Below are 19,590 nucleotides of genomic sequence, written 5' to 3' on the forward strand. Positions count from 1 at the left end.
CAATCGGTCGGTGGGCATTGCTCCGCTTTTGCAGATGTTGCCCGTCACGCCATAAATTTTCTCGATTGCGACAAAGCGCTTGACTTCCGGTCCCGCTCACAATATCGACGACGGCGGGACACCCTTCCCCAACGAAGGGCTATCTATCTGGAAGGATAGCACATGGCAAAGCCTGCACAGCCGGACCTCCGTCCGAACAATACCCATTTCTCTTCTGGCCCTTGCTCGAAGCGCCCCGGTTGGACGCTCGCCGCTCTCTCCGATGCTCCGCTCGGTCGTTCGCACCGCGCCAAGATCGGCAAGACGAAGCTGAAGCAGGCCATCGATCTTACCCGTGACATTCTTGAAGTGCCGGCTGATTACCGCATCGGTATCGTGCCCGCTTCCGATACCGGCGCCGTCGAAATGGCGCTCTGGTCGCTGCTCGGTCCGCGTGGCGTCGACATGGTCGCCTGGGAAAGCTTTGGCGCCGGCTGGGTGACCGACGTGGTCAAGCAGCTGAAGCTCGCCGACGTTCGCAAGTTCGAAGCCGGCTACGGCGAACTTCCCGATCTTTCCAAGGTCGATTTCGATCGCGACGTGGTCTTCACCTGGAACGGGACGACCTCGGGCGTGCGTGTGCCGAACGGCGACTTCATCCCGGCAGACCGCAAGGGCCTGACGATCTGCGACGCGACCTCGGCCGCCTTCGCGCAGAACCTCGATTTCGCCAAGCTCGATGTCGTCACCTTCTCCTGGCAGAAGGTTCTTGGCGGCGAGGGCGCCCACGGCGTCATCATCCTGTCGCCGCGTGCCGTCGAACGCCTGCTGACCTACGTTCCGGCCTGGCCGCTGCCGAAGATCTTCCGCATGACCTCGGGCGGCAAGCTGATCGAAGGCATCTTCACCGGTGAAACCATCAACACGCCGTCGATGCTCTGCGTCGAAGATTACATCGATGCGCTCGTCTGGGCGCAGCAGGTCGGCGGGCTCAAGGGCCTGATGGCGCGCGCCGACGCCAATGCGCAGGCGATTTTCGAGTTTGTTGCCGCCAATGACTGGATCGCCAACCTGGCGGTAAAGGACGAGACCCGCTCCAACACCTCGGTCTGCTTGAAGATCGTCGACAAGGACGTGCTCGCGCTCGACGTCGACGGACAGGCAGCCTTTGCCAAGGGCGTGGTTGCCCTTCTCGAAAAGGAAGGCGTTGCCTTCGACATCGGCCACTACCGCGATGCACCATCCGGTCTTCGCATCTGGGCCGGTGCCACCATCGAGACCGCCGACATGAAGGCGCTGATGCCGTGGCTGACCTGGGCCTTCGAGACCCAGAAGGCAACACTGGCGCAGGCCGCTGCCTGATCGGACAAGGGGTGAGGACAATGAACTTCGCCCGCATCTCACACTGATTTGAGTGATCCGCTTCGCTCCCGATGGGAGCGAGGCTCGGCTAACCGCATTCCCATTCAGACCTGATCTTTAAGGAGGCCTCTCATGGCACCTCGCGTTCTCGTATCCGACGAACTGTCGGAAACCGCAGTCCAGATCTTCCGCGATCGCGGCGTTGAAGTCGATTTCCAGCCGAAGCTCGGCAAGGACAAGGACAAGCTTGCCGAAATCATCGGCAATTATGATGGCCTTGCCATCCGCTCGGCCACCAAGGCGACGGAAAAGCTGATCGCGGCTGCGACCAACCTCAAGGTCATCGGCCGTGCCGGCATCGGCGTCGATAACGTGGATATCCCGGCCGCGTCGCGTCGCGGTATCATCGTGATGAACACGCCCTTCGGCAACTCGATCACGACCGCCGAACACGCTATCGCGCTGCTCTTTGCCGTTGCCCGCCAGCTTCCGGCTGCCGACACCTCGACGCAGGCCGGCAAGTGGGAAAAGTCCCGCTTCATGGGTGTCGAAATCACCGGCAAGACGCTCGGCGTCATCGGCGCAGGCAACATCGGCTCGATCGTCTGCTCGCGCGCCATCGGCCTGAAGATGCACGTTCTCGCCTATGACCCGTTCCTTTCCAAGGAGCGTGCCGAGGAAATGGGCGTCACCAAGGTCGAGCTCGACGAGCTGCTCGCCCAGGCTGATTTCATCACCCTGCACGTGCCGCTGACCGACAAGACCCGCAACATCCTGAGCGCCGAGGCACTCGCCAAGACCAAGCCGGGTGTACGCATCGTCAACTGCGCTCGCGGCGGTCTCGTCGATGAAAAGGCGCTTGCCGAAGCGATCAAGTCGGGCCACGTCGCCGGCGCTGGCTTCGACGTGTTCGAAGTCGAGCCCGCGACCGAGAGCCCGCTCTTCGGCCTGCCGAATGTCGTCTGCACCCCGCATCTCGGCGCGTCGACCACGGAAGCCCAGGAGAACGTGGCGCTGCAGGTTGCCGAGCAGATGTCGGACTACCTGGTCAAGGGTGCCGTCTCCAACGCCATCAACATGCCGTCGATCACCGCTGAGGAAGCGCCGATCCTGAAGCCGTTCATCCGGCTTGCCGACGTCCTCGGCGCCTTCGTCGGCCAGGTCACCGAAAGCGCGATCAAGGAAATCGAGATCCTCTATGACGGCTCGACCGCCGGCATGAACACCAAGGCGCTGACGAGCGCCGTGCTTGCCGGTCTCATCCGGCCGCAGGTTGCCGACGTCAACATGGTTTCGGCGCCGGTCATGATCAAGGAAAAGGGCATCATCCTGTCCGAGGTGAAGCGCGACAAGACCGGCGTCTTCGACGGCTACATCAAGCTGACGGTGAAGACGGCGAACCAGACGCGTTCGGTCGCCGGTACGGTGTTCTCGGACGGCAAGCCGCGCTTCATCCAGATCAAGGGCATCAACCTCGATGCGGATGTCGGCAGCCACATGGTCTACATCACCAACACCGACGTCCCCGGCATGATCGGCTTCATCGGCACGACGCTCGGCGATGCCGGCGTCAACATCGCGAACTTCCAGCTCGGCCGCGAGAAGGAAGCCGGCGACGCGATCGCGCTGCTCTATGTCGACGGTGCGGTTTCGGAGGCCGTGCTTGACAAGCTGCGCGCCAATCAGGCAATTCGCCAGGCAAAGCCGCTGGTCTTCAACATCGATTGACGCCAGCCCAGCAAGCGGCAGCACGGGCTGCCGCTTTGCCGACCCAATCACCGGACATAGCGAGGACGCACCGGCTGACCGCCGGTGCGTTTTCCTGTTTGAACGCATGTGACGAGAAATGACCGCAACGACATTCCGCTGGCGCGAAGCAAGTCTGCCTGACCTTACCTCCGTATCGAAGATCCAGCTCGTGGTGCACCAGGCCTTTCCCGAGGACGACGCCGTGCTCGCTGACCGCATAGCCCTCAGCTCTGCCGGCTGCTTCATGCTCGACGCAGAGGGGCAGTCCCGCGGCTACGTGCTGAGCCATCCTTGGCTCCGCGGCGCACCGCCCTCGCTGAACACCATGCTTGGCGAAATTCCTGATGCCGCCGATACCTGGTACATCCATGATCTCGCGCTCTTGCCGGAGATGCGTGGCTCCGGCGCGGGCGGCGGAATTCTTCCCCTTCTGGAGGATGCCGCCAGAACGGAAGGGTTGCGATCGATGTCACTCGTCTCGGTCAACGGATCCCGCGGCTTCTGGGAGAGGCAAGGGTTTGAAGTGCGCATGGACGAGCGGCTGGCGCTGAAGCTCTCGAGCTACGGCGAGGAAGCGCTTTATATGGAGCGGCCGCTTGCCTGAGAAATGAAAATGGCGCCGGAAACCGGCGCCATTTCTCTTTGTCTCGATCGACGGGAGATCAGGCGGCCCGCCGTGTCGCCGGGCGCCACTCTCTCTCCTCGACGGTGAACTGGGCAAGCCGACCGGAAAGCACGTTGCTTTCGCCGGCGAGCGCTTGGCTTGCTGCCGAGGTCTGTTCGACCATGGCGGCGTTCTGCTGTGTCATCTGGTCCATCTGGTTGACGGCGGTGTTGATTTCACGCAGCCCGACAGACTGTTCGCGGGCGGCCGTCGCAATGGCGACGATGCGCTCGTTGATTTCGTTGACCCGTCGCTCGATATCGCCGAGCGCCGAGCCCGTCGCTTCGACCAGCCGTACGCCGGCCGAAACCTCGACGCCCGACGCGGTAATCAGGCCCTTGATCTCCTTGGCGGCCGTTGCCGAGCGCTGCGCCAGTTCCCGCACCTCCTGCGCCACGACGGCAAAGCCCTTGCCGGCGTCACCCGCGCGCGCTGCCTCGACGCCTGCATTCAGTGCAAGCAGGTTCGTCTGGAAGGCGATGTCGTCGATCACGCCGATGATCTCGCCGATCTTCGAGGACGAATGCTCGATGCGACCCATCGCATGGATGGCGTCACGCACGACCTCGCTCGAGGTGGCCGCACCCTGGCGGGCTTCGGCGACCATGCGGGTTGCTTCCTCGGCGCGGTTCGTGGAGTTCTGGACCGCGGAGGTGATCTCGTCGAGGGCGGCTGCCGTTTCTTCGAGAGATGCCGCCTGCTGCTCGGTCCGCTGCGACAGGTCATTGGCTGCCCGGCTGATCTCGTTGGCATTGCCCGTGACGACAGAGGTGGAATCGGCGATCGCGCTCACTGTGGAGCGAAGAGCGGCAACGGCGGTGTTGAAATCCTGGCGCAGCTTCTCGTAGTCGGCGCCGAGATCCGGCACATGGGTGGTGAGGTCCCCGCTCGCGAGCCTTTCGAGAGCGCCGCCAATGGTGCTGACGACATGGGCCTGCACACGGGCAGTTGCCTGCTGCATTTCCTCGTTCGCGCTGCGCTCGCCGTCGAGTGCCACTTGCTGTTCACGCTGGCGAACTTCGAGCGCGTTGCGTTCGATCACCGAGGCGCGCAGCACGACAAGCGCATCCGCCATGTGGCCGATTTCGTCGCGGCGGTCGGTATCTGGAACTTCCGAACGGGTGTCGTTGTTCGACACTTCGAGCATGACGTCCTTCAGCCGGTTGATCGGCCGGCTGATCGAGCGACCGATCGCCATGGCGGCGGCAAGCGTTGCGATCGCAGCGATCGCCGTGGTGATGATCGTCATCAGCAGCGACGCGTTGTACTTGGCGGCGAGATCGTCGGCATAGACGCCTGTACCCACACCCCAGCCCCAGGGCTTGAAGCCCTGGATGTAGGAGTATTTCTCGACCGGTTCCTCGTGGCCTGGCTTGTCCCAATAATAGTTGACGATGCCACTGCCCGGGTTCTGGGAGAGCGCAATGAGCTCGACGTTGAAGGCCTTGCCGTTGGTGTCCTTCAGGCCGCGGATGTCGGTGCCGACGAGCTGCTTGGCGAGGGGATGGGCGACCATCATGCCGTCGAAGCTATTGATGAAGAAATAGCCGTCCTGGCCGAAGCGCATGGCCATGACAGCCGAAATGGCGCGGCTCTGGGCTTCTTCCCGGGTCAGTGCGCCGCTGCGCTCCTGTTCCTCGAAGCTCGCGATCGTGGAGATCGCTGCCTCCGTGACGTTGCGCAGCATCTGCCGGCGCTCGTCGCTGACTTCGGAGTTGGCGACCTGCGTCTTGTAGGCCATGGCTGCTGCCATGAAGACCAGCGCCATCGCCGTCAATAAATAGATACGTGTCGAAATTCTAATATTTTTCACTGCCTTAGCCCCAAGGAGAGTATTCTGGCGGGGACAGAAACACTCATCTGCTAACCAAGGCTTAAGCCAACTCCCGAGTTCTAGCGATTGCATCGCGCGACGCTTGCCCGGCAGGCGTGACGCTCGTCAGCGCGGGCGACCCCTCTCGGCAATGGCGATACCACCAAGCACAAGCAGGAGCGCGACGAGATGGAAAAGATGGAAGGTCTCGCCGATCAGCATAACGGAAAGCAGCGTTCCGAAAACAGGGATAGCATTGATGAACAGGCCGGCGCGGTTGGCGCCGATCATCTCGACGCCACGGACATAAAGCACCTGTGACATCAGCGAGGGGAAGATCGCCGCATAGAGGACGATGACCCACCCGGTGGTGTCCGGCACGATCGCCGTGCCGCTGCCGATTTCCCAGACGAGCAGCGGCAGGGCGCTGAGGAGCGCGCCGAAGGCCGGTGCCGCAATGAAGCTCTGCCAATGCATCGTCGGCTTGTAGCGGAGCGCGACCGTGTAGCCGGCATAGACGACGCAGGCGACGATCATCAGGGCGTCGCCGAAATTGAACTCAAGTGTCAGCAGGCTCGAAATGTCGCCATGGGCGGCGGTCACCAGCACGCCGATCAGCGTAACGGTGAAGCCGATCACCTGGGCGATCGACGCCCTCGTGCGGAAGAGCACGAAGTTGAACAGGAAGATCAGCATCGGGACGCCGGCCTGAAGAATGACGGCATTGATGGCGCTCGTATATTTCAGTGCCGAGTAGAGCAGGGCGTTGAAGGTGGTGAAGCCGATCGCACCATAGGCGAGCAGCTGCAGCCAATGCTGGCGGATCTTTTTCCAGTCGCGACGGATCTGCGGCGTCATCAGCACCAGGATGACGATCAGTGCGAACACCCAGCGCAACGTCGTCAGCATCATCGGGCTCACGTGTCCGACCGCCATCTTGCCGGCGACAGAATTGCCGCCCCAGAAGAGCGCGGTGATGCAAAGATAGAAATAGGCCCTGGAATTCACGATGCTCTGACCTGTGCGGAGATGGGCGACCTGTTGCCGCGATGGCGGGGAAAGGCGAAGATATAGGCGCTAAATCCCGGCCTTGTCATGCAAAAAGGGCAGAACGCCGGGCACAACGGGGTCGCTTTCCAGATGACAACACAGTATAGATGCGCGGGTTTGAGAACAGCGCAGCCTCGTTTGCGCGCCTGAACAGGAAGAGAATTATGACGAACGTCGTAGTGGTCGGCTCCCAATGGGGTGACGAAGGCAAAGGCAAGATTGTGGATTGGCTCTCCGAGCGCGCCGATATCGTCGTGCGCTTTCAGGGCGGTCACAATGCCGGCCATACGCTGGTAATCGACGGCGTCAGCTACAAGCTGTCGCTCCTGCCCTCGGGCGTCGTCCGTCCCGGCAAGCTTGCCGTCATCGGCAACGGCGTCGTCATCGATCCGCATGCTCTGATCGCCGAGATCGACAAGCTTGGCAAGCAGGGCATTGCGATTACGCCGGACAACCTGCGCATCGCCGACAACGCCACGCTGATCCTGTCGCTGCACCGCGAACTCGACGGCATCCGCGAAGATGCGGCCTCCAACAGCGGCACCAAAATCGGCACCACGCGCCGCGGCATCGGCCCGGCCTACGAAGACAAGGTCGGCCGTCGCGCCATCCGCGTCATGGACCTCGCCGATCTCGACACTCTGCCGGCCAAGGTCGACCGCCTGCTGACGCATCACAACGCGCTGCGTCGCGGCCTCGGTGAAGCCGAGATCAGCCACGAAGCGATCATGCAGGAGCTTTCTTCCGTTGCCGCCAAGGTGTTGCCGTTCATGGACACCATCTGGGTTCTGCTCGACAAGGCCCGCCGCAAGGGCGCGCGCATCCTGTTCGAAGGTGCGCAGGGCACGCTGCTCGACATCGACCACGGCACCTATCCGTTCGTCACCTCGTCGAACACGGTTGCCGGCCAGGCTGCCGCCGGTTCGGGCATGGGCCCGGGTTCGCTCGGCTACATCCTCGGCATCACCAAGGCCTACACGACGCGCGTCGGCGAAGGCCCGTTCCCGACCGAGCTCACAGATGAAATCGGCCAGTTCCTCGGCGAAAAGGGTCATGAGTTCGGCACCGTGACAGGTCGCAAGCGCCGCTGCGGCTGGTTCGACGCGGCACTGGTGCGCCAGTCGGTCGCCGCCAACGGCATCACCGGTATCGCGCTCACCAAGCTCGATGTGCTCGACGGTCTTGACGAACTGAAGATCTGCGTCGGTTATACTCTGGACGGACAGCAGATCGATCATTTGCCGGCAAGCCAGGCGCAGCAAGCTTCGGCAAAGCCAGTGTATGTTACACTTGAAGGCTGGAAGGAATCGACGGTTGGCGCACGCAGCTGGGCGGATCTTCCGGCACAGGCGATCAAATACGTTCGCCAGGTGGAAGAACTGATCGGCGCGCCGGTTGCCCTTCTTTCCACCAGCCCGGAGCGGGACGACACGATACTTGTGACGGACCCCTTTGAGGACTAGTGTCGGCGAAATGACATTGCGTCGCGATCGCAAAGACATACCTGGGCGTATGAGAAAGTACTAATGGCGGATTTTGTTGCAGTTATTCGCAGGACCGTTGACGGCCTGTCGGAAAACACACCCGAAATGCGGGACAGGGTATACGAGAAGGCGCGCGCGGCCGTGCGCCGCCAACTCGAAAACATGAACCCGCGTCCGTCGGACGACATGATCAATCGCCAGTTGGCGAAACTCGAAAACGCCATCGTCGAGGTCGACAGCGAATATGTCGAGGCCTTGCCGGCTCTCGAAGAAACGGAGGCGGTGGAGGACACGTCCGAAGCCGTAGCCGTCGAGCCGCCAGTTGAAGAAGCTGTTTCCGAACCCGAAGCGCAGCCCGAACCGATTGCCGAAAGCGAGCCGGTTGCAGTCGCTGAGGAAGCGGCACCGGAAGCGGAAAGCACGACGGAACTCGACCACCGTGCCAAGGTCTATGAGGAGCCGGCGCAGCACGCCGAACACGAGGTTGAAGCCGGAGAGGTAGCTCCAGCGGAACCGACTGCAGAAGAACCGGTTGCGGAATACATTGAAACGACCGAGGTACCGGTCGAGGAGGCGAACGCTCCCGTCGTCGAAGAGGCGCAGGCCGTTGCCCCGGCCTACGAGGCTGCGGAATATTCTGAGCCCGCTGCGGTCGAAACCTATGTAGAAACATATGAAGAGACCGTCGCTCCGCCGTCCGTAGACGAAGAGCCTCGCCCGGTTGAAGAGCCGACGTGGCATGAGGCGCCGGCGGCGGCCGATGAACATAAGCCGGCCGCATCCGAATGGGATCTGCCGGAATGGGACACGGCAACGCCGGTAGCGGCACCTGTCCCGGCGCATGAGCCTGCGCGCGACGTGCATGAGCCGGCCGGTACGCCCGAGCTTCTGGGCATGCATCCGGTCGAAGAACCGCAGCAGGAGGCGCCGGTCGAGGCCCCCAAGGCCGCGTCTGCAGGCAATTGGTCGTTCGACGACAACGACCCGTTTGCGCCGTTCGAGGAACGGCGCACCGAAAAGAGCGTTGAGCCGGAGATTGCCGATTGGTCGTGGCCCGTCGAAAGGACCGGACAGGCTGCCGCTGCGGATGCTCCCCAGAGCCAGCAGGACCGTGCCGGCACGGCCTGGGACCACATCGACGACCTGCTCGGCTTCGAGGGCGCCGCGGCTGCCGCGACGACGGGTGCAGCAACATCCAACGCTGCACGCGAGGCCGATCGAGGCGCCGACGGAGCGGCGCCCGCGGCGTCGCGACCGGCGTCTTACCGGGCCACGCCGAAACCATCGCGCTTCAGTATCAAGCGTCTCGCCATAGCTGCTGTCCTTCTGCTGGCGCTCGGCGGCGGCGGTTTTGCCTATTGGAAGAACCGGGAAGCCGGCAACGCTTGGCTTTCGGGCATCGGCGCATCGATCACTTCGGCCGTTTCAAACATCGGAGGATCGCCGGCAAAAGAGAGCGCTCCTCCGCCAGCAAACCAGGGCGAAACGACGCAGCAGGAACCGGTACAGCACGACGACACGGCGGTCCCGGACAACAATTCGACGAAGTTTACGCAGCGGCTTCTGGGTGACGGATCCGAAGTTGACAATGGCCCTGCCGTCGCGAGTGCCGAAGGTGCCGCGCAGGAAGGCAAGTCGGTAGCGCAGCAGACCGAGGCGAGCAAGCCTGCGGAAGCAGCCACTGCCCAGGGTGGAACGGCCGGGCAGGCAGCAGGCACGCAGCCCGCGGGCCAGCAGACCGGTGGCCAGCCGACAACCCCGGAGATCGCGATCGCCAACGGCGAGAAGATGTTCCTCTACGAAGAGCGTCTCGGCCAGTCTTCGCCGACGGCCATTCCGGGAACCGTTGCATGGTCGGTAAAGGAAGAATCGCCTGGCGGCGATGCCAAGCCCGAACCGGCCGTCCAGGCGCAGATCACCATTCCGGACCGGGGCCTGACTGCGTTGATGACGATCAAGCGCAATGCTGACGAGTCGTTGCCGGCAAGCCATGTCATCGAATTTGTCTTCTCGCTGCCGCCGAATTTCGAGGGCGGCGCGATCGACAGCGTACAGCGCGTTTCGATGAAGCGTACGGAGCAGGACCGCGGCGATGCGTTGATCGCCGTTCCGGCCAAGATCACCGACGATTTCCATATGATCGCGCTGAACGATTCGAAGGACGCGATGGGCAACAACACGGAGTTGCTGCGCAGCCGCAGCTGGATTGATATTCCGCTGACCTACAGGAACGGGCGCCGCGCATTGCTGACGCTGGAGAAGGGCCCGAGCGGAACCGACGCCTTCAACCAGGTGCTGCGCGCCTGGGCGGCCGCACCGGCAACGGACGCGGCGACCAACAGCCAGTAATCCGGAGAGAGATCCGAAGAGCAAAGAAAAACCCGGCTGGAGCGATCCGCCGGGTTTTTTGTTTGGCTCTGCACACGGGCGCATTAGCGCCCGCATGGCGTGAAGAGCGTTATGCGCCCTCGACGACCCGCAATGCATTGGCGCGCTCAAGGGCGGCCTTGCGCACAGCGTCCTGGACCTTCTCGAAAGCACGAACCTCGATCTGTCGTACGCGCTCGCGGCTGATATCGAATTCGGCCGAAAGATCTTCGAGCGTCAGCGGCTCTTCCGTCAGGCGGCGCGCCTCGAAGATGCGGCGTTCACGGTCGTTCAGCACCTTCATCGCATTGGCGAGCAGTGCCCTGCGGCTTTCAAGCTCGTCCTGCTCGATCAGGATTTCTTCCTGGTTGTCGTGGTCGTCGACGAGCCAGTCCTGCCACTGGCCGGAGTCACCCTCGCTCGCCTTGATCGGGGCATTGAGCGAAGCGTCGCCGGACAGGCGGCGGTTCATCGAGATCACTTCATCCTCGCTCACCTTGAGCGTGGTGGCGATTTCCTTGACGTGTTCCGGCTTCAGGTCGCCCTCATCGAGCGCCTGGATCTTGCCCTTGAGGCGACGCAGGTTGAAGAACAGCCGCTTCTGGTTGGCGGTCGTGCCCATTTTCACCAGCGACCACGAGCGCAGGATATATTCCTGGATCGCCGCCTTGATCCACCACATGGCGTAGGTGGCGAGGCGGAAACCGCGATCGGGTTCGAATTTCTTGACGGCTTGCATCAAGCCGACATTGCCTTCGGATACGACTTCGCCGATCGGCAGGCCGTAGCCGCGATAACCCATCGCGATCTTGGCGACGAGACGAAGGTGGCTGGTCACCAGCTTGTGCGCCGCCTTGCGGTCGTCATGTTCCTGGTACCGCTTGGCGAGCATGTACTCTTCCTGCGGCTCCAGCATCGGGAACTTGCGGATTTCGTCGAGATAACGATTGAGGCCGCCTTCTCCAGCGGCAATGGTCGGCAAATTGTTTCGGGCCATATGAAGCACCCCCCTTAATAGTCTCCGGCCTCCGGTCGGCAAGCCGGGCATGTGGGTCTTCGTCAAGACCCCACGAGCCTAGAAAATAAGTACGGCGAAAGCATGATTCAAGGAGTCCGGTTTCACCAATGTGTGAGACCGGGCGACGGGAATGTCACGAACAGAGACTGAACCTTAGATTGGAATCCCACTGCCGGAATTCAAGGGCCCGGCTCACGCCTCGGTGCGCAGGGCCTCGATCAGTTGCTCCATGTCGACCGGCATCGGCGCTTCGAAATGCATGGTATCGCCGGTCGCCGGATGCTCGAACTGCAGCATGAAGGCGTGCAGGGCCTGGCGGTGGAATTGATTGACGACGGCCTTGGCTGCATCCGGCAACAAATTCGCCTTGGTGCGGAAGGCGGCGCCATATTCCGGATCGCCGATCAGCGGATGGCCGATATGCGCCATGTGGACGCGGATCTGGTGCGTGCGCCCCGTTTCCAGGTGGCATTCCACCGTTGACGCCAGGCAGGTGCCGTCGGGCTTTTCGAGATAACGCTCGACGACCTCATAGTGGGTAATGGCTTCGCGGGCGTCGTCGCTGTCCTCGCGCTTGACCGCGCGTTTCGTTCGGTCGCCGGCTCGCCCGAGCGGCGCGTCGATCGTTCCCTTCAGCTGCCGCGGTCGTCCCCAGACGACGGCCCGGTAGGCGCGTTCGAGCGGGCCGGTGCGACCGTGGTCTGCAAACTGTTCGGAGAGATGGCGATGGGCGGCATCATTCTTGGCGACCACCATGACGCCGCTCGTCTCCTTGTCGAGGCGATGGACAATGCCTGGGCGCTTGACGCCGCCGATGCCCGACAGGCTGCTGCCGCAGTGATGGATGAGTGCGTTGACCAGTGTGCCGGTCCAGTTGCCGGCGCCTGGATGTACGACGAGGCCGGCGGGCTTGCAAAGCACGATCAGGTGGTCGTCCTCGTAGAGCACGTCGAGCGGGATGTCTTCGCCCTTCGGCTCCGGATCTTCCGGCTCGGGCAGGTCGATCTCGAAGACGTCGCCGGGATGCACCTTCTTTTTCGGTTCGGTTACCGGCTTGCCGTTGATCGACACGGCGCCCTGTTCGATCAGGCTCTTGATCCGGTTGCGGGAGAATTCACCCGAAAGTGCGTCGGTCAGGAACGAATCGAGGCGTCCTGCGGCATCCTCGCCTGCCGTCAGGACTTTCCTATTGGCCGTCGCTTGTTTAAAGGGGTCGTTCATTCCGTTCCAAATCCGAAAAAAGGCCAACCATGACCGCAATCGAGCCCGATGACCAGGAAGACAAGCCGCTAGATCCGGCCATGGAAAATGTCCGCCGCAAGATGGTGAAGCTTCAGCTCGTCTCGGCCGGCGTCATGTTGGTCATGCTTATGGCGGTCCTTGGGACGATTGTCTACAAGCTGACGCGCACGGACGCTAAGGCACCTGTCCAGGCTGCCACTGCCGTCGTTCCGAGCGAAGCACCGGTCAATGCGGTCGCGGCACTTCCCGCCGGCTTCACAGTGACGAACGTGGCGCTCTCGGGCTCCCAGGTGCTGTTCTACGGCAACCTTCCGGGCTCGGAGCCGCGTGCGATCGTGTTCGATATCGGCACCGGTCGCATCGTCGCCGATATCACCGTTAGGACCAACTGACGGCATGTCGAGCGCCCTCCCGCCCGTTCAGCGCATCGATGACCCTGCCGATCCCCGGATTGCTGGCTTCGTCTCGATCAAGGAGCGCGATCTGACCGGGCGGCATGGCCGCTTCATCGCCGAAGGAACGGTGGTGTTGCGCATGCTGGCGGCGGCGCACGAAGCCGGGAGCGGTTTTGCCGCCGAGGCGATCCTGCTGCTCGAAAATCGTCTTGCCGGCGTTCAGGATATTCTTGAGCGCTTCCCGCCGACGGTGCCCGTCTATGTGGCGGAGGCGGGGGTGTTCGATGCGATCGCCGGGTTCAACATGCACCGAGGCGTGCTGGCGCTCGGCCGCCGCGAAGGTGAGCAAGGCCTTGATGCATTGATCGCGTCCTTGCCGACGTCGAGCCTCGTTTTGGCGGCTTGCGGCATTTCCAACCACGACAACATGGGCGCGCTCTTCCGCAACGCCGCGGCCTTTGGGGTCGATGCCGTGCTGATGGATGAGACGAGTTGCGATCCGATGTACCGCAAGGCGATCCGGGTCTCCGTCGGCTCGGTGCTGACCGTTCCCTTTGTGCGCGAAGGCTCCGTGGCTGCCATGTTGGAACGGCTGCAGGGGGCGGGCTTTGCGATCTGGGGGCTCTCGCCCGCCGGCGAGACCGATCTTGGCGCGATCCCGCCGGCGGCGCGCACTGCGCTTCTGATGGGAACCGAAGGCGAGGGGCTGCCGCAATCGGTGCTGACCTCGATCCGTACGGCGCGCATCCGCCAGCGCCCGGGCCTCGACAGTCTCAATGTCTCGACAGCAGCCGGTATCGCCCTGCACCAGGTGGCGCTGATCAACGGCCGGATCTGACGTCGCGTTCTCAAGCTTGCGATTGATAGGAAGAGGCTCGCCTGCCCGCCAGTGGTGGCAGGCTCGTCAAGAGCGCTCTCCGTCAGGCCGTCTAGGAGCCTATTCGCGCGGCAGGATGTCCTTTGCCCGCTTCGCCAAACTCTCGCGCTTGGTCGTGGCTTCCTCATTCCCGTCCCCGGCCAGCAGGTTGAGAATGGGGGAGGAGGGACCTTCGTTCGTGGCCGTCAGCGCAACCATGCCGGCGGCGATTGACGCGACCTCGTCGCGCAGGGCGTCGTCGTGCGCGGCGGATTTCGAATTGGTCAAGCGCTCCGAAAGAGCGGTAGCGCGGTTGCGCAGATCGTCGGCGGTGGCAGAACCTGGAATGTCGGTTGCCGGCGCAACGGCGGCCGCGGAACGGTTGCCCGATTGCTCGGTGGCCGGACGGCGTTCCTTCCTCAGCGGGAAGGCGATGCCGGCGGCGCGCAGGGCCTTGGCTGCGTCGCGCATTTCCTGGTTGGTATCCTTCACTTTGGTTTTCAGTCGTTCGATTTCGCCGGCGCGTCGCTCCAGCGCACTCTCGCGGTCGGCGCTCGTGGCCATCTCGCGCGCGAGCTTGTCTTCCAATCGGTGCAGCCGCGTTTCGTCATGTGAAAGACGAAGCTCCATTTCCTTGGAATGGGTCGTCTCGGCCTTGAGATCGCCACGCAGGGCTTCTCGCTCGTCGCGCAAGGTGGCGATCCGGCTCTTCAGATGCTCGACCTCGGTCTCGCGTGCCGCCAGGGTGATCTTGAGATTGTCGATTTCTGCGCCATGATGGGCAAGGTGCACGCCGAGCTTCTGTATCTCGTCGGCTTTAGCGGCATTGTCGCGCTCGACGCCGTCGAGCGTTGTCTTCATCCGTTCCAGGCGCTGTTCGAATTGCCGAATGGCGGAGCGCATGTCTGCCGCTTCGACGTTCATATCGGCAAGCTGGGCATTCAGGTCGGAGTTCTCCCCGGTCAGGCGCCGCGCCTCCTGCAAGCTCTTCTCGTTGGTCAACATGAGCGCCACGCCCTTGTCGCGCTCGCGCTTGAGGGCCTGTTGGGTGCGCGCATTTTCGGCGGCGTAGGCCGCGCGGGCAGCGTCCTTTTGCGCACGCACCTCCTGCGGGCTAAGCGGCATGGTCGCCTTCAAGCGGTCCTCGGCGAACCGCACGACACGGCGGTGGATCGCCGGGGCGACCAGCAGACCGAGGATGATCGCCGTCAGAAAGCCCAGGGCAAAGAGAAGCGCGAATTGGATCACGAGCTGGCCGTTTCAAAACTGTGTCGGAACCGCAGCGCCTGCCGGAAGTCGCGGTCCGGCAGGCGCTGCGCATTTCCGCTTCCTTGCACTAAACATGACGTTTCGTGCGCTGCAAGTGTCTGGCGCGGGATTTTGCCCACGCCAGCGCGACCAGTGCCTCAGAAGGGGTTCCAGGTGGGCGTCTGGGTCATCTTGAGGTAACCGACGTTGACGCCGAGCCGTGCGCCGATACCGGTGCGGATCGGAACGACGACGATCTGCTCGTCGGTCAGAACCGTCATGCCGACGCCGGCGACGACGTAGGCCGAACCGGAGACACCGCCGAAGCGCTTGTAGAGGGCCGGTACGCTCGGCAGATTGTAGACCAGCATCATGGCGCGGCTGCCTTGGCCGCCCCAGTCGATACCGAGCGACGGACCCTGCCAGAAGACGCTGTGCTGGCCGGCGTTCTTGGTGTTGAGCTCGCCTTCGCCGTAGGTGAGGCCGGCGATGAATGCGCCTGAGCCTTCCTGCCCGAGAATGTAGCCGTTGGGCAGGCCGTAACGCTCGAAGGCGCGTTCGACGACCTTCGCCAGACCGCCCGAGGTTTCGCCGAAGAAGCCGTGGCCGGCGTCGACGATTTCCTGCATCGTATATTGGCTGTTGTTCGCGGACTGGGCATGCGCCGTCGTTTGGGCAGCAGCGACCAGGAACACCGTGGCCAGGACAACACGGCAAGCCTGCGTGGCTGCCTTCATGATCTGATGCATCGTTTCCTCCGTCAGGCGCGAAAATTGCTCGCTTGCGGGTTTGCAGCGGCCGCCAGTCAGATCACTGTGCGGCCAGTGAAGGGTCTGGACCAATTCCATGCAATTTGAACCGATGGTCTTAACAATCGGTTTACCAAATGTGGTGTCATTATGATCCACTGATGAACGGCTGCGCCGGACAGCCCATGACTTGCGTCTTTTCGCGTGAGGCTTTACCGGCGTCACGATGGCGCGTGCCCCCAAGCGGTGGGCCGGCGGAACCAATAAGGATACACGATGGCAACGAATCCGAACCTGACATTGACGGGACCCGATCTGGCCGCGCTTCTGTGCAGCCGGGTTTGCCACGACATCATCTCGCCGGTTGGTGCCATCAACAACGGCCTGGAACTGCTTGATGAAGGCGGCGCCGACGCGGATGCGATGGACCTGATCCGGACAAGTGCGCTCAACGCATCGGTTCGCCTGAAGTTCGCCCGTCTCGCTTTCGGTGCCTCCGGCTCGGTTGGCGCGTCGATTGACACCGGCGAAGCGGAAAAAGCCGCCAAGGATTTTGCGGCTGCCGAGAAGAAGACCGAGGTCAACTGGCACGGCCCGCGCGCGATCATCGCCAAGAACCGGGTCAAGCTGCTGCTGAACCTCTTCCTCATCGCCTACGGCGCGATCCCGCGCGGCGGTTCGATCGACGTGACGCTCGAGAACCCGGAACTCGACGCTGTCTTCACCCTGGTCGCGAAGGGTCGCATGATGCGCGTGCCGCCGAGACTGACGGAACTCCTGTCCGGCACGCCGGAAGAAGCGGTCGATGCGCATTCGATCCAACCGTATTACACCGTGCTGCTCGGCGAGGAAGCCGGCATGACGATCGAGGTTGCATCGACCGGTGAAGAGATCATCTTCACCACCCGCGTTGCAGCCTGAGGTTTCATTTTCCGGCTGAAAGCACTTCGTTCCAGACCCTGAAAATGTGCGGCCCTGCGCCCTCGCGTGGGGCCGCCTGCGTGCGCCGCGCTTCTCGTTGCTTGCGTCCAGTTCTGGAAAAATTAATGTTTTCAGATGGTTGGGTTGGAGAAGAAAGGGGCCGTTAAGCAAGCTCCGTAACGAATTCTTTCCCAAATTTGTATAGAGTTGTTTCCAGCCTGCGAGTACGCGTATAGGTAAGTTGCGAAGGGAGTTGGACATGCGGCGCTTGATGATTGCCGACGGCTCGGATGTGGTCAGGAAAGTTGGGAAACGTATCCTGTCCGGCATGGGCTTCATGGTTTACGAGGCATCGAACAGCCTCGAGGCGCTTGTCCGCTGCGAAGCAGAGCTCCCGAATATCCTGATCATTGACGCCGGGTTGGATGGCGCGCTCGAACTCATCGGCAACATCCGGCGGCTTCCGAACGGTCCGGCGGTTCGGATCTATTACTGTGTCGTCGAGGCGGATCTCAAGAAGATGATGGCCGGAAAGCGCGCCGGCGCCGATGACTTCCTGCTTAAGCCTTTCGACCGCAAGATCCTGACCAGCGTTTTCGCCAGCCAGTCGATGGCGGCCTGAGCCGCCTTAACCAGATCTTTCGAAATGATACGAAGCCGTGGCCTGTGCCGCGGCTTTTTTGTTGTCTGGTACCGCCAACCCAGGCCAGGCGTCGAGCGACGTTGGGTGCGACAGGAGAGAGGAGGGGAGATTTGCTGGCGGCCGAAGCCTTGCAGGCTCGATGAGCGCTGCTGCGAAGCTGCGCCGCGCGACCGGATCGTCCAAAAACAAAACCCGCCTCAATCGGCGGGTCCTGTGAAAATCTCAATTGTCGGGCCCGCATCATGCGGGGGTCGGTGCAAGCCCTGGCGGGAAATCAGGCAGTTTCGGCGTACTCGGCACCATCCGGCTCGCGCAGCACGTAGCCGCGGCCCCAGACGGTCTCGATGTAGTTGGCGCCGCCGGCAGCGTTTGCAAGCTTCTTGCGGAGCTTGCAGATGAAGACGTCGATGATCTTCAATTCCGGCTCGTCCATGCCGCCATAGAGGTGGTTCAGGAACATTTCCTTGGTCAGCGTCGTGCCCTTGCGCAGCGAAAGCAGCTCGAGCATCTGGTATTCTTTGCCGGTCAGGTGGACGCGTTGTCCGCCGACTTCGACCGTCTTGGCATCCAGGTTGACGATCAGCTCGCCGGTGGAGATGACCGACTGGGCGTGACCCTTGGAACGACGGACGATGGCGTGAATACGGGCAACCAGCTCATCCTTATGGAAGGGCTTGGTCATGTAGTCGTCGGCGCCAAAGCCCAGGCCGCGGACCTTGTCTTCGATGCCGGCCATGCCGGAAAGAATCAGGATCGGGGTCTTCACCTTGGAAAGACGCAGCGTTCTCAAGACTTCATAGCCGGACATATCCGGCAGGTTGAGGTCGAGAAGGATGATGTCATAGTCATAAAGTTTGCCGAGATCGACGCCTTCTTCACCGAGATCGGTGGTGTAGACGTTAAAACTCTCGGACTTGAGCATCAGCTCAATGCTCTGAGCCGTTGCACTGTCGTCTTCAATTAATAGAACCCGCATATTCTTCCCCTTTTCCGCCGCCCAAGGTCGTCGTGGCACCCTTACGCGATACGGATCCAGTCGTTGCCTGATTTGGAGGCTGCCACCAAATGGTTAACAAATTCTGATTCCCTCTGGCAAGGTGTATCGAGATTGTTAAATATTTTTAGCAGTCTCCTGATTTCAAACGTGAATCCCGAACGGCTAATCTCATGTGAAACATGAGGAAATGCCGCTATCTGACTCTTCCGACTCGTTAATGCCAGGGCGGTCACATTTCGTGCCTCAGCATTTACGGAGCCTTAAATCATCACGCCTATGATTAACGATGCCCGTAAACGAAAGGTTACCAGCGGTAGGCTTTTGTTAATATCGCTGAAGATTTTTCGTTTCCGGTCCTGTTCGGGCCGGCTTGGGGGCAAATCAGTAACCGGGGTCTCGTTATCCACGGGAGTATTGCGTATGAAAGCACGTGAGAGCCTTGTCCGCCTGAAGGAGTTTCAGGTCCGCGAGAAGCAGCGTCAGCTGAACCAGCTTCAGATGATGATGGCTGAGTTCGAACGGATGACCAAGGATCTGGAAAATCAGATTATTTTCGAGGAAAAGAAGTCGGGTATCTCCGATCCCCAGCACTTCGCCTATCCCACCTTCGCCAAGGCCGCACGTCAGAGAGCCGACAATCTTCAGGTTTCCATTCGCGAACTGAAGACGCAGCAGGATGCTGCCGAACTCGCGCTCGAAGAAGTGCAGGCTGAATACGCGAAGGCGGCGGCCCTCGAAGAGCGGGACACATCGACCCGCCTGCGGGCATAAGCTGCGGCTCTTGCGCCTCGATCGGGCGCAGCGGAGCCGCAACGCCTTGATCCAACGGACGGTTTGACCCCAGGTCGGTTCCGGTCTGGGGGATTTGTGCGCTGGTCAGGCAGGTCGCCCGTTTCGGGGCAGATATTTCCAGCCTTGTCGGGTCATGCGTTTGGCATGACCCGATCCGGCACGATCGTGACAAGACAATGAGACCCGCCCGACGCCATGGCGTTCGGGCGGGTCTTCTCATTTTGAGATCGGTTTGAATTTGTGAAGATCGGGACAGGCCGG

Annotated in this window: 17 protein-coding genes; 10 read left to right on the forward strand and 7 right to left on the reverse strand. The window is 62.0% G+C overall.

The features are described 5' to 3' along the window. Positions 1-162: 162 nt before the first annotated feature. The 3 genes from AB4Z53_RS13300 to AB4Z53_RS13310 all read left to right on the forward strand — a co-directional run bounded on the left by AB4Z53_RS13300 (position 163) and on the right by AB4Z53_RS13310 (position 3,694). Entirely contained in the window at positions 163-1,341 is a 1,179-nt protein-coding gene (locus AB4Z53_RS13300) for a phosphoserine transaminase (protein ID WP_441596270.1), read from the forward strand. A 132-nt stretch (positions 1,342-1,473) separates the two neighbouring features. Beyond that, a complete protein-coding gene (gene serA / locus AB4Z53_RS13305; RefSeq protein WP_113538654.1) occupies positions 1,474-3,069 on the forward strand; it encodes a phosphoglycerate dehydrogenase in 1,596 nt (531 codons plus the stop codon). Positions 3,070-3,187: 118 nt separating this feature from the next. After that, positions 3,188-3,694 carry a GNAT family N-acetyltransferase gene (locus AB4Z53_RS13310; protein ID WP_441596272.1) on the forward strand — a complete coding sequence of 169 codons (507 nt, stop codon included), beginning with the start codon at positions 3,188-3,190 and terminating at the stop codon, positions 3,692-3,694. Positions 3,695-3,752: 58 nt separating this feature from the next. Here AB4Z53_RS13310 and AB4Z53_RS13315 read toward each other — a convergent pair whose 3' ends face one another. Both AB4Z53_RS13315 and AB4Z53_RS13320 read right to left on the reverse strand, forming a co-directional pair. Continuing rightward, positions 3,753-5,567, reverse strand: coding sequence for a methyl-accepting chemotaxis protein (locus AB4Z53_RS13315; protein WP_113538656.1), 1,815 nt, complete (start codon positions 5,565-5,567; stop codon positions 3,753-3,755). Between the two features lie 126 nt (positions 5,568-5,693). Next, entirely contained in the window at positions 5,694-6,575 is an 882-nt protein-coding gene (locus AB4Z53_RS13320; RefSeq protein ID WP_441596275.1) for a DMT family transporter, read from the reverse strand. Between the two features lie 206 nt (positions 6,576-6,781). Here AB4Z53_RS13320 and AB4Z53_RS13325 point away from each other — a divergent pair, with 206 nt between their 5' ends. Continuing rightward, the gene (locus tag AB4Z53_RS13325; protein WP_441596276.1) at positions 6,782-8,080 is read left to right on the forward strand and encodes an adenylosuccinate synthase; all 1,299 of its coding nucleotides are present in this window, start codon (positions 6,782-6,784) and stop codon (positions 8,078-8,080) included. 63 nt (positions 8,081-8,143) lie between these two features. Further along, entirely contained in the window at positions 8,144-10,450 is a 2,307-nt protein-coding gene (locus AB4Z53_RS13330) for a hypothetical protein (protein WP_441596278.1), read from the forward strand. A 109-nt stretch (positions 10,451-10,559) separates the two neighbouring features. Here the strand turns inward: AB4Z53_RS13330 and rpoH are convergent, their stop codons facing one another. Together rpoH and AB4Z53_RS13340 are read right to left on the reverse strand one after the other, a co-directional pair. After that, positions 10,560-11,465 (reverse strand): RNA polymerase sigma factor RpoH, encoded by a 906-nt coding sequence (rpoH, locus tag AB4Z53_RS13335; protein WP_113538660.1) that lies wholly within the window; start codon positions 11,463-11,465, stop codon positions 10,560-10,562. 213 nt (positions 11,466-11,678) lie between these two features. Next, a complete protein-coding gene (locus AB4Z53_RS13340; RefSeq protein WP_113538661.1) occupies positions 11,679-12,707 on the reverse strand; it encodes an RluA family pseudouridine synthase in 1,029 nt (342 codons plus the stop codon). Between the two features lie 29 nt (positions 12,708-12,736). Here AB4Z53_RS13340 and AB4Z53_RS13345 point away from each other — a divergent pair, with 29 nt between their 5' ends. Beyond that, positions 12,737-13,120 carry a hypothetical protein gene (locus AB4Z53_RS13345; RefSeq protein WP_113538662.1) on the forward strand — a complete coding sequence of 128 codons (384 nt, stop codon included), beginning with the start codon at positions 12,737-12,739 and terminating at the stop codon, positions 13,118-13,120. Positions 13,121-13,124: 4 nt separating this feature from the next. Further along, a complete protein-coding gene (locus tag AB4Z53_RS13350) occupies positions 13,125-13,961 on the forward strand; it encodes a TrmH family RNA methyltransferase (protein WP_113538663.1) in 837 nt (278 codons plus the stop codon). A 99-nt stretch (positions 13,962-14,060) separates the two neighbouring features. Here the strand turns inward: AB4Z53_RS13350 and AB4Z53_RS13355 are convergent, their stop codons facing one another. Then, positions 14,061-15,227, reverse strand: coding sequence for a hypothetical protein (locus AB4Z53_RS13355; RefSeq protein WP_441596281.1), 1,167 nt, complete (start codon positions 15,225-15,227; stop codon positions 14,061-14,063). A 158-nt stretch (positions 15,228-15,385) separates the two neighbouring features. Then, the gene (locus AB4Z53_RS13360; RefSeq protein WP_113538726.1) at positions 15,386-15,976 is read right to left on the reverse strand and encodes an EipA family protein; all 591 of its coding nucleotides are present in this window, start codon (positions 15,974-15,976) and stop codon (positions 15,386-15,388) included. Positions 15,977-16,252: 276 nt separating this feature from the next. Here AB4Z53_RS13360 and chpT point away from each other — a divergent pair, with 276 nt between their 5' ends. Together chpT and AB4Z53_RS13370 are read left to right on the forward strand one after the other, a co-directional pair. Next, complete coding sequence (gene chpT, locus AB4Z53_RS13365) at positions 16,253-16,897, forward strand: histidine phosphotransferase ChpT (protein WP_113538665.1); 645 nt, start codon at positions 16,253-16,255, stop codon at positions 16,895-16,897. 259 nt (positions 16,898-17,156) lie between these two features. Next, complete coding sequence (locus tag AB4Z53_RS13370; protein WP_113538666.1) at positions 17,157-17,519, forward strand: response regulator; 363 nt, start codon at positions 17,157-17,159, stop codon at positions 17,517-17,519. 295 nt (positions 17,520-17,814) lie between these two features. Here the strand turns inward: AB4Z53_RS13370 and ctrA are convergent, their stop codons facing one another. Next, on the reverse strand, positions 17,815-18,516 hold the full coding sequence (ctrA, locus tag AB4Z53_RS13375; RefSeq protein WP_025424706.1) for a response regulator transcription factor CtrA: 702 nt from the start codon (positions 18,514-18,516) through the stop codon (positions 17,815-17,817). A gap of 441 nt (positions 18,517-18,957) precedes the next feature. Here ctrA and AB4Z53_RS13380 point away from each other — a divergent pair, with 441 nt between their 5' ends. Continuing rightward, complete coding sequence (locus AB4Z53_RS13380; RefSeq protein ID WP_034806460.1) at positions 18,958-19,308, forward strand: flagellar export protein FliJ; 351 nt, start codon at positions 18,958-18,960, stop codon at positions 19,306-19,308. The last annotated feature ends 282 nt before the right edge of the window (positions 19,309-19,590 follow it).

It is taken from the genome of Ensifer sp. 2TAB8 (genome assembly GCF_052115125.1).
In the GTDB taxonomy this organism is placed as follows: Bacteria; Pseudomonadota; Alphaproteobacteria; order Rhizobiales; family Rhizobiaceae; genus Ensifer.

Excerpts from the sequence above, each read along its gene's own strand:
- AB4Z53_RS13300 (WP_441596270.1), top strand. The coding sequence starts at position 163 with ATGGCAAAGCCTGCACAGCCGGACCTCCGTCCGAACAATACCCATTTC.
- serA (WP_113538654.1), top strand. The coding sequence starts at position 1,474 with ATGGCACCTCGCGTTCTCGTATCCGACGAACTGTCGGAAACCGCAGTC.
- AB4Z53_RS13310 (WP_441596272.1), top strand. The coding sequence starts at position 3,188 with ATGACCGCAACGACATTCCGCTGGCGCGAAGCAAGTCTGCCTGACCTT.
- AB4Z53_RS13325 (WP_441596276.1), top strand. The coding sequence starts at position 6,782 with ATGACGAACGTCGTAGTGGTCGGCTCCCAATGGGGTGACGAAGGCAAA.
- AB4Z53_RS13330 (WP_441596278.1), top strand. The coding sequence starts at position 8,144 with ATGGCGGATTTTGTTGCAGTTATTCGCAGGACCGTTGACGGCCTGTCG.
- rpoH (WP_113538660.1), bottom strand. The coding sequence starts at position 11,465 with ATGGCCCGAAACAATTTGCCGACCATTGCCGCTGGAGAAGGCGGCCTC.
- AB4Z53_RS13340 (WP_113538661.1), bottom strand. The coding sequence starts at position 12,707 with ATGAACGACCCCTTTAAACAAGCGACGGCCAATAGGAAAGTCCTGACG.
- AB4Z53_RS13345 (WP_113538662.1), top strand. The coding sequence starts at position 12,737 with ATGACCGCAATCGAGCCCGATGACCAGGAAGACAAGCCGCTAGATCCG.
- AB4Z53_RS13350 (WP_113538663.1), top strand. The coding sequence starts at position 13,125 with ATGTCGAGCGCCCTCCCGCCCGTTCAGCGCATCGATGACCCTGCCGAT.
- AB4Z53_RS13360 (WP_113538726.1), bottom strand. The coding sequence starts at position 15,976 with ATGCATCAGATCATGAAGGCAGCCACGCAGGCTTGCCGTGTTGTCCTG.
- chpT (WP_113538665.1), top strand. The coding sequence starts at position 16,253 with ATGGCAACGAATCCGAACCTGACATTGACGGGACCCGATCTGGCCGCG.
- AB4Z53_RS13370 (WP_113538666.1), top strand. The coding sequence starts at position 17,157 with ATGCGGCGCTTGATGATTGCCGACGGCTCGGATGTGGTCAGGAAAGTT.
- ctrA (WP_025424706.1), bottom strand. The coding sequence starts at position 18,516 with ATGCGGGTTCTATTAATTGAAGACGACAGTGCAACGGCTCAGAGCATT.
- AB4Z53_RS13380 (WP_034806460.1), top strand. The coding sequence starts at position 18,958 with ATGAAAGCACGTGAGAGCCTTGTCCGCCTGAAGGAGTTTCAGGTCCGC.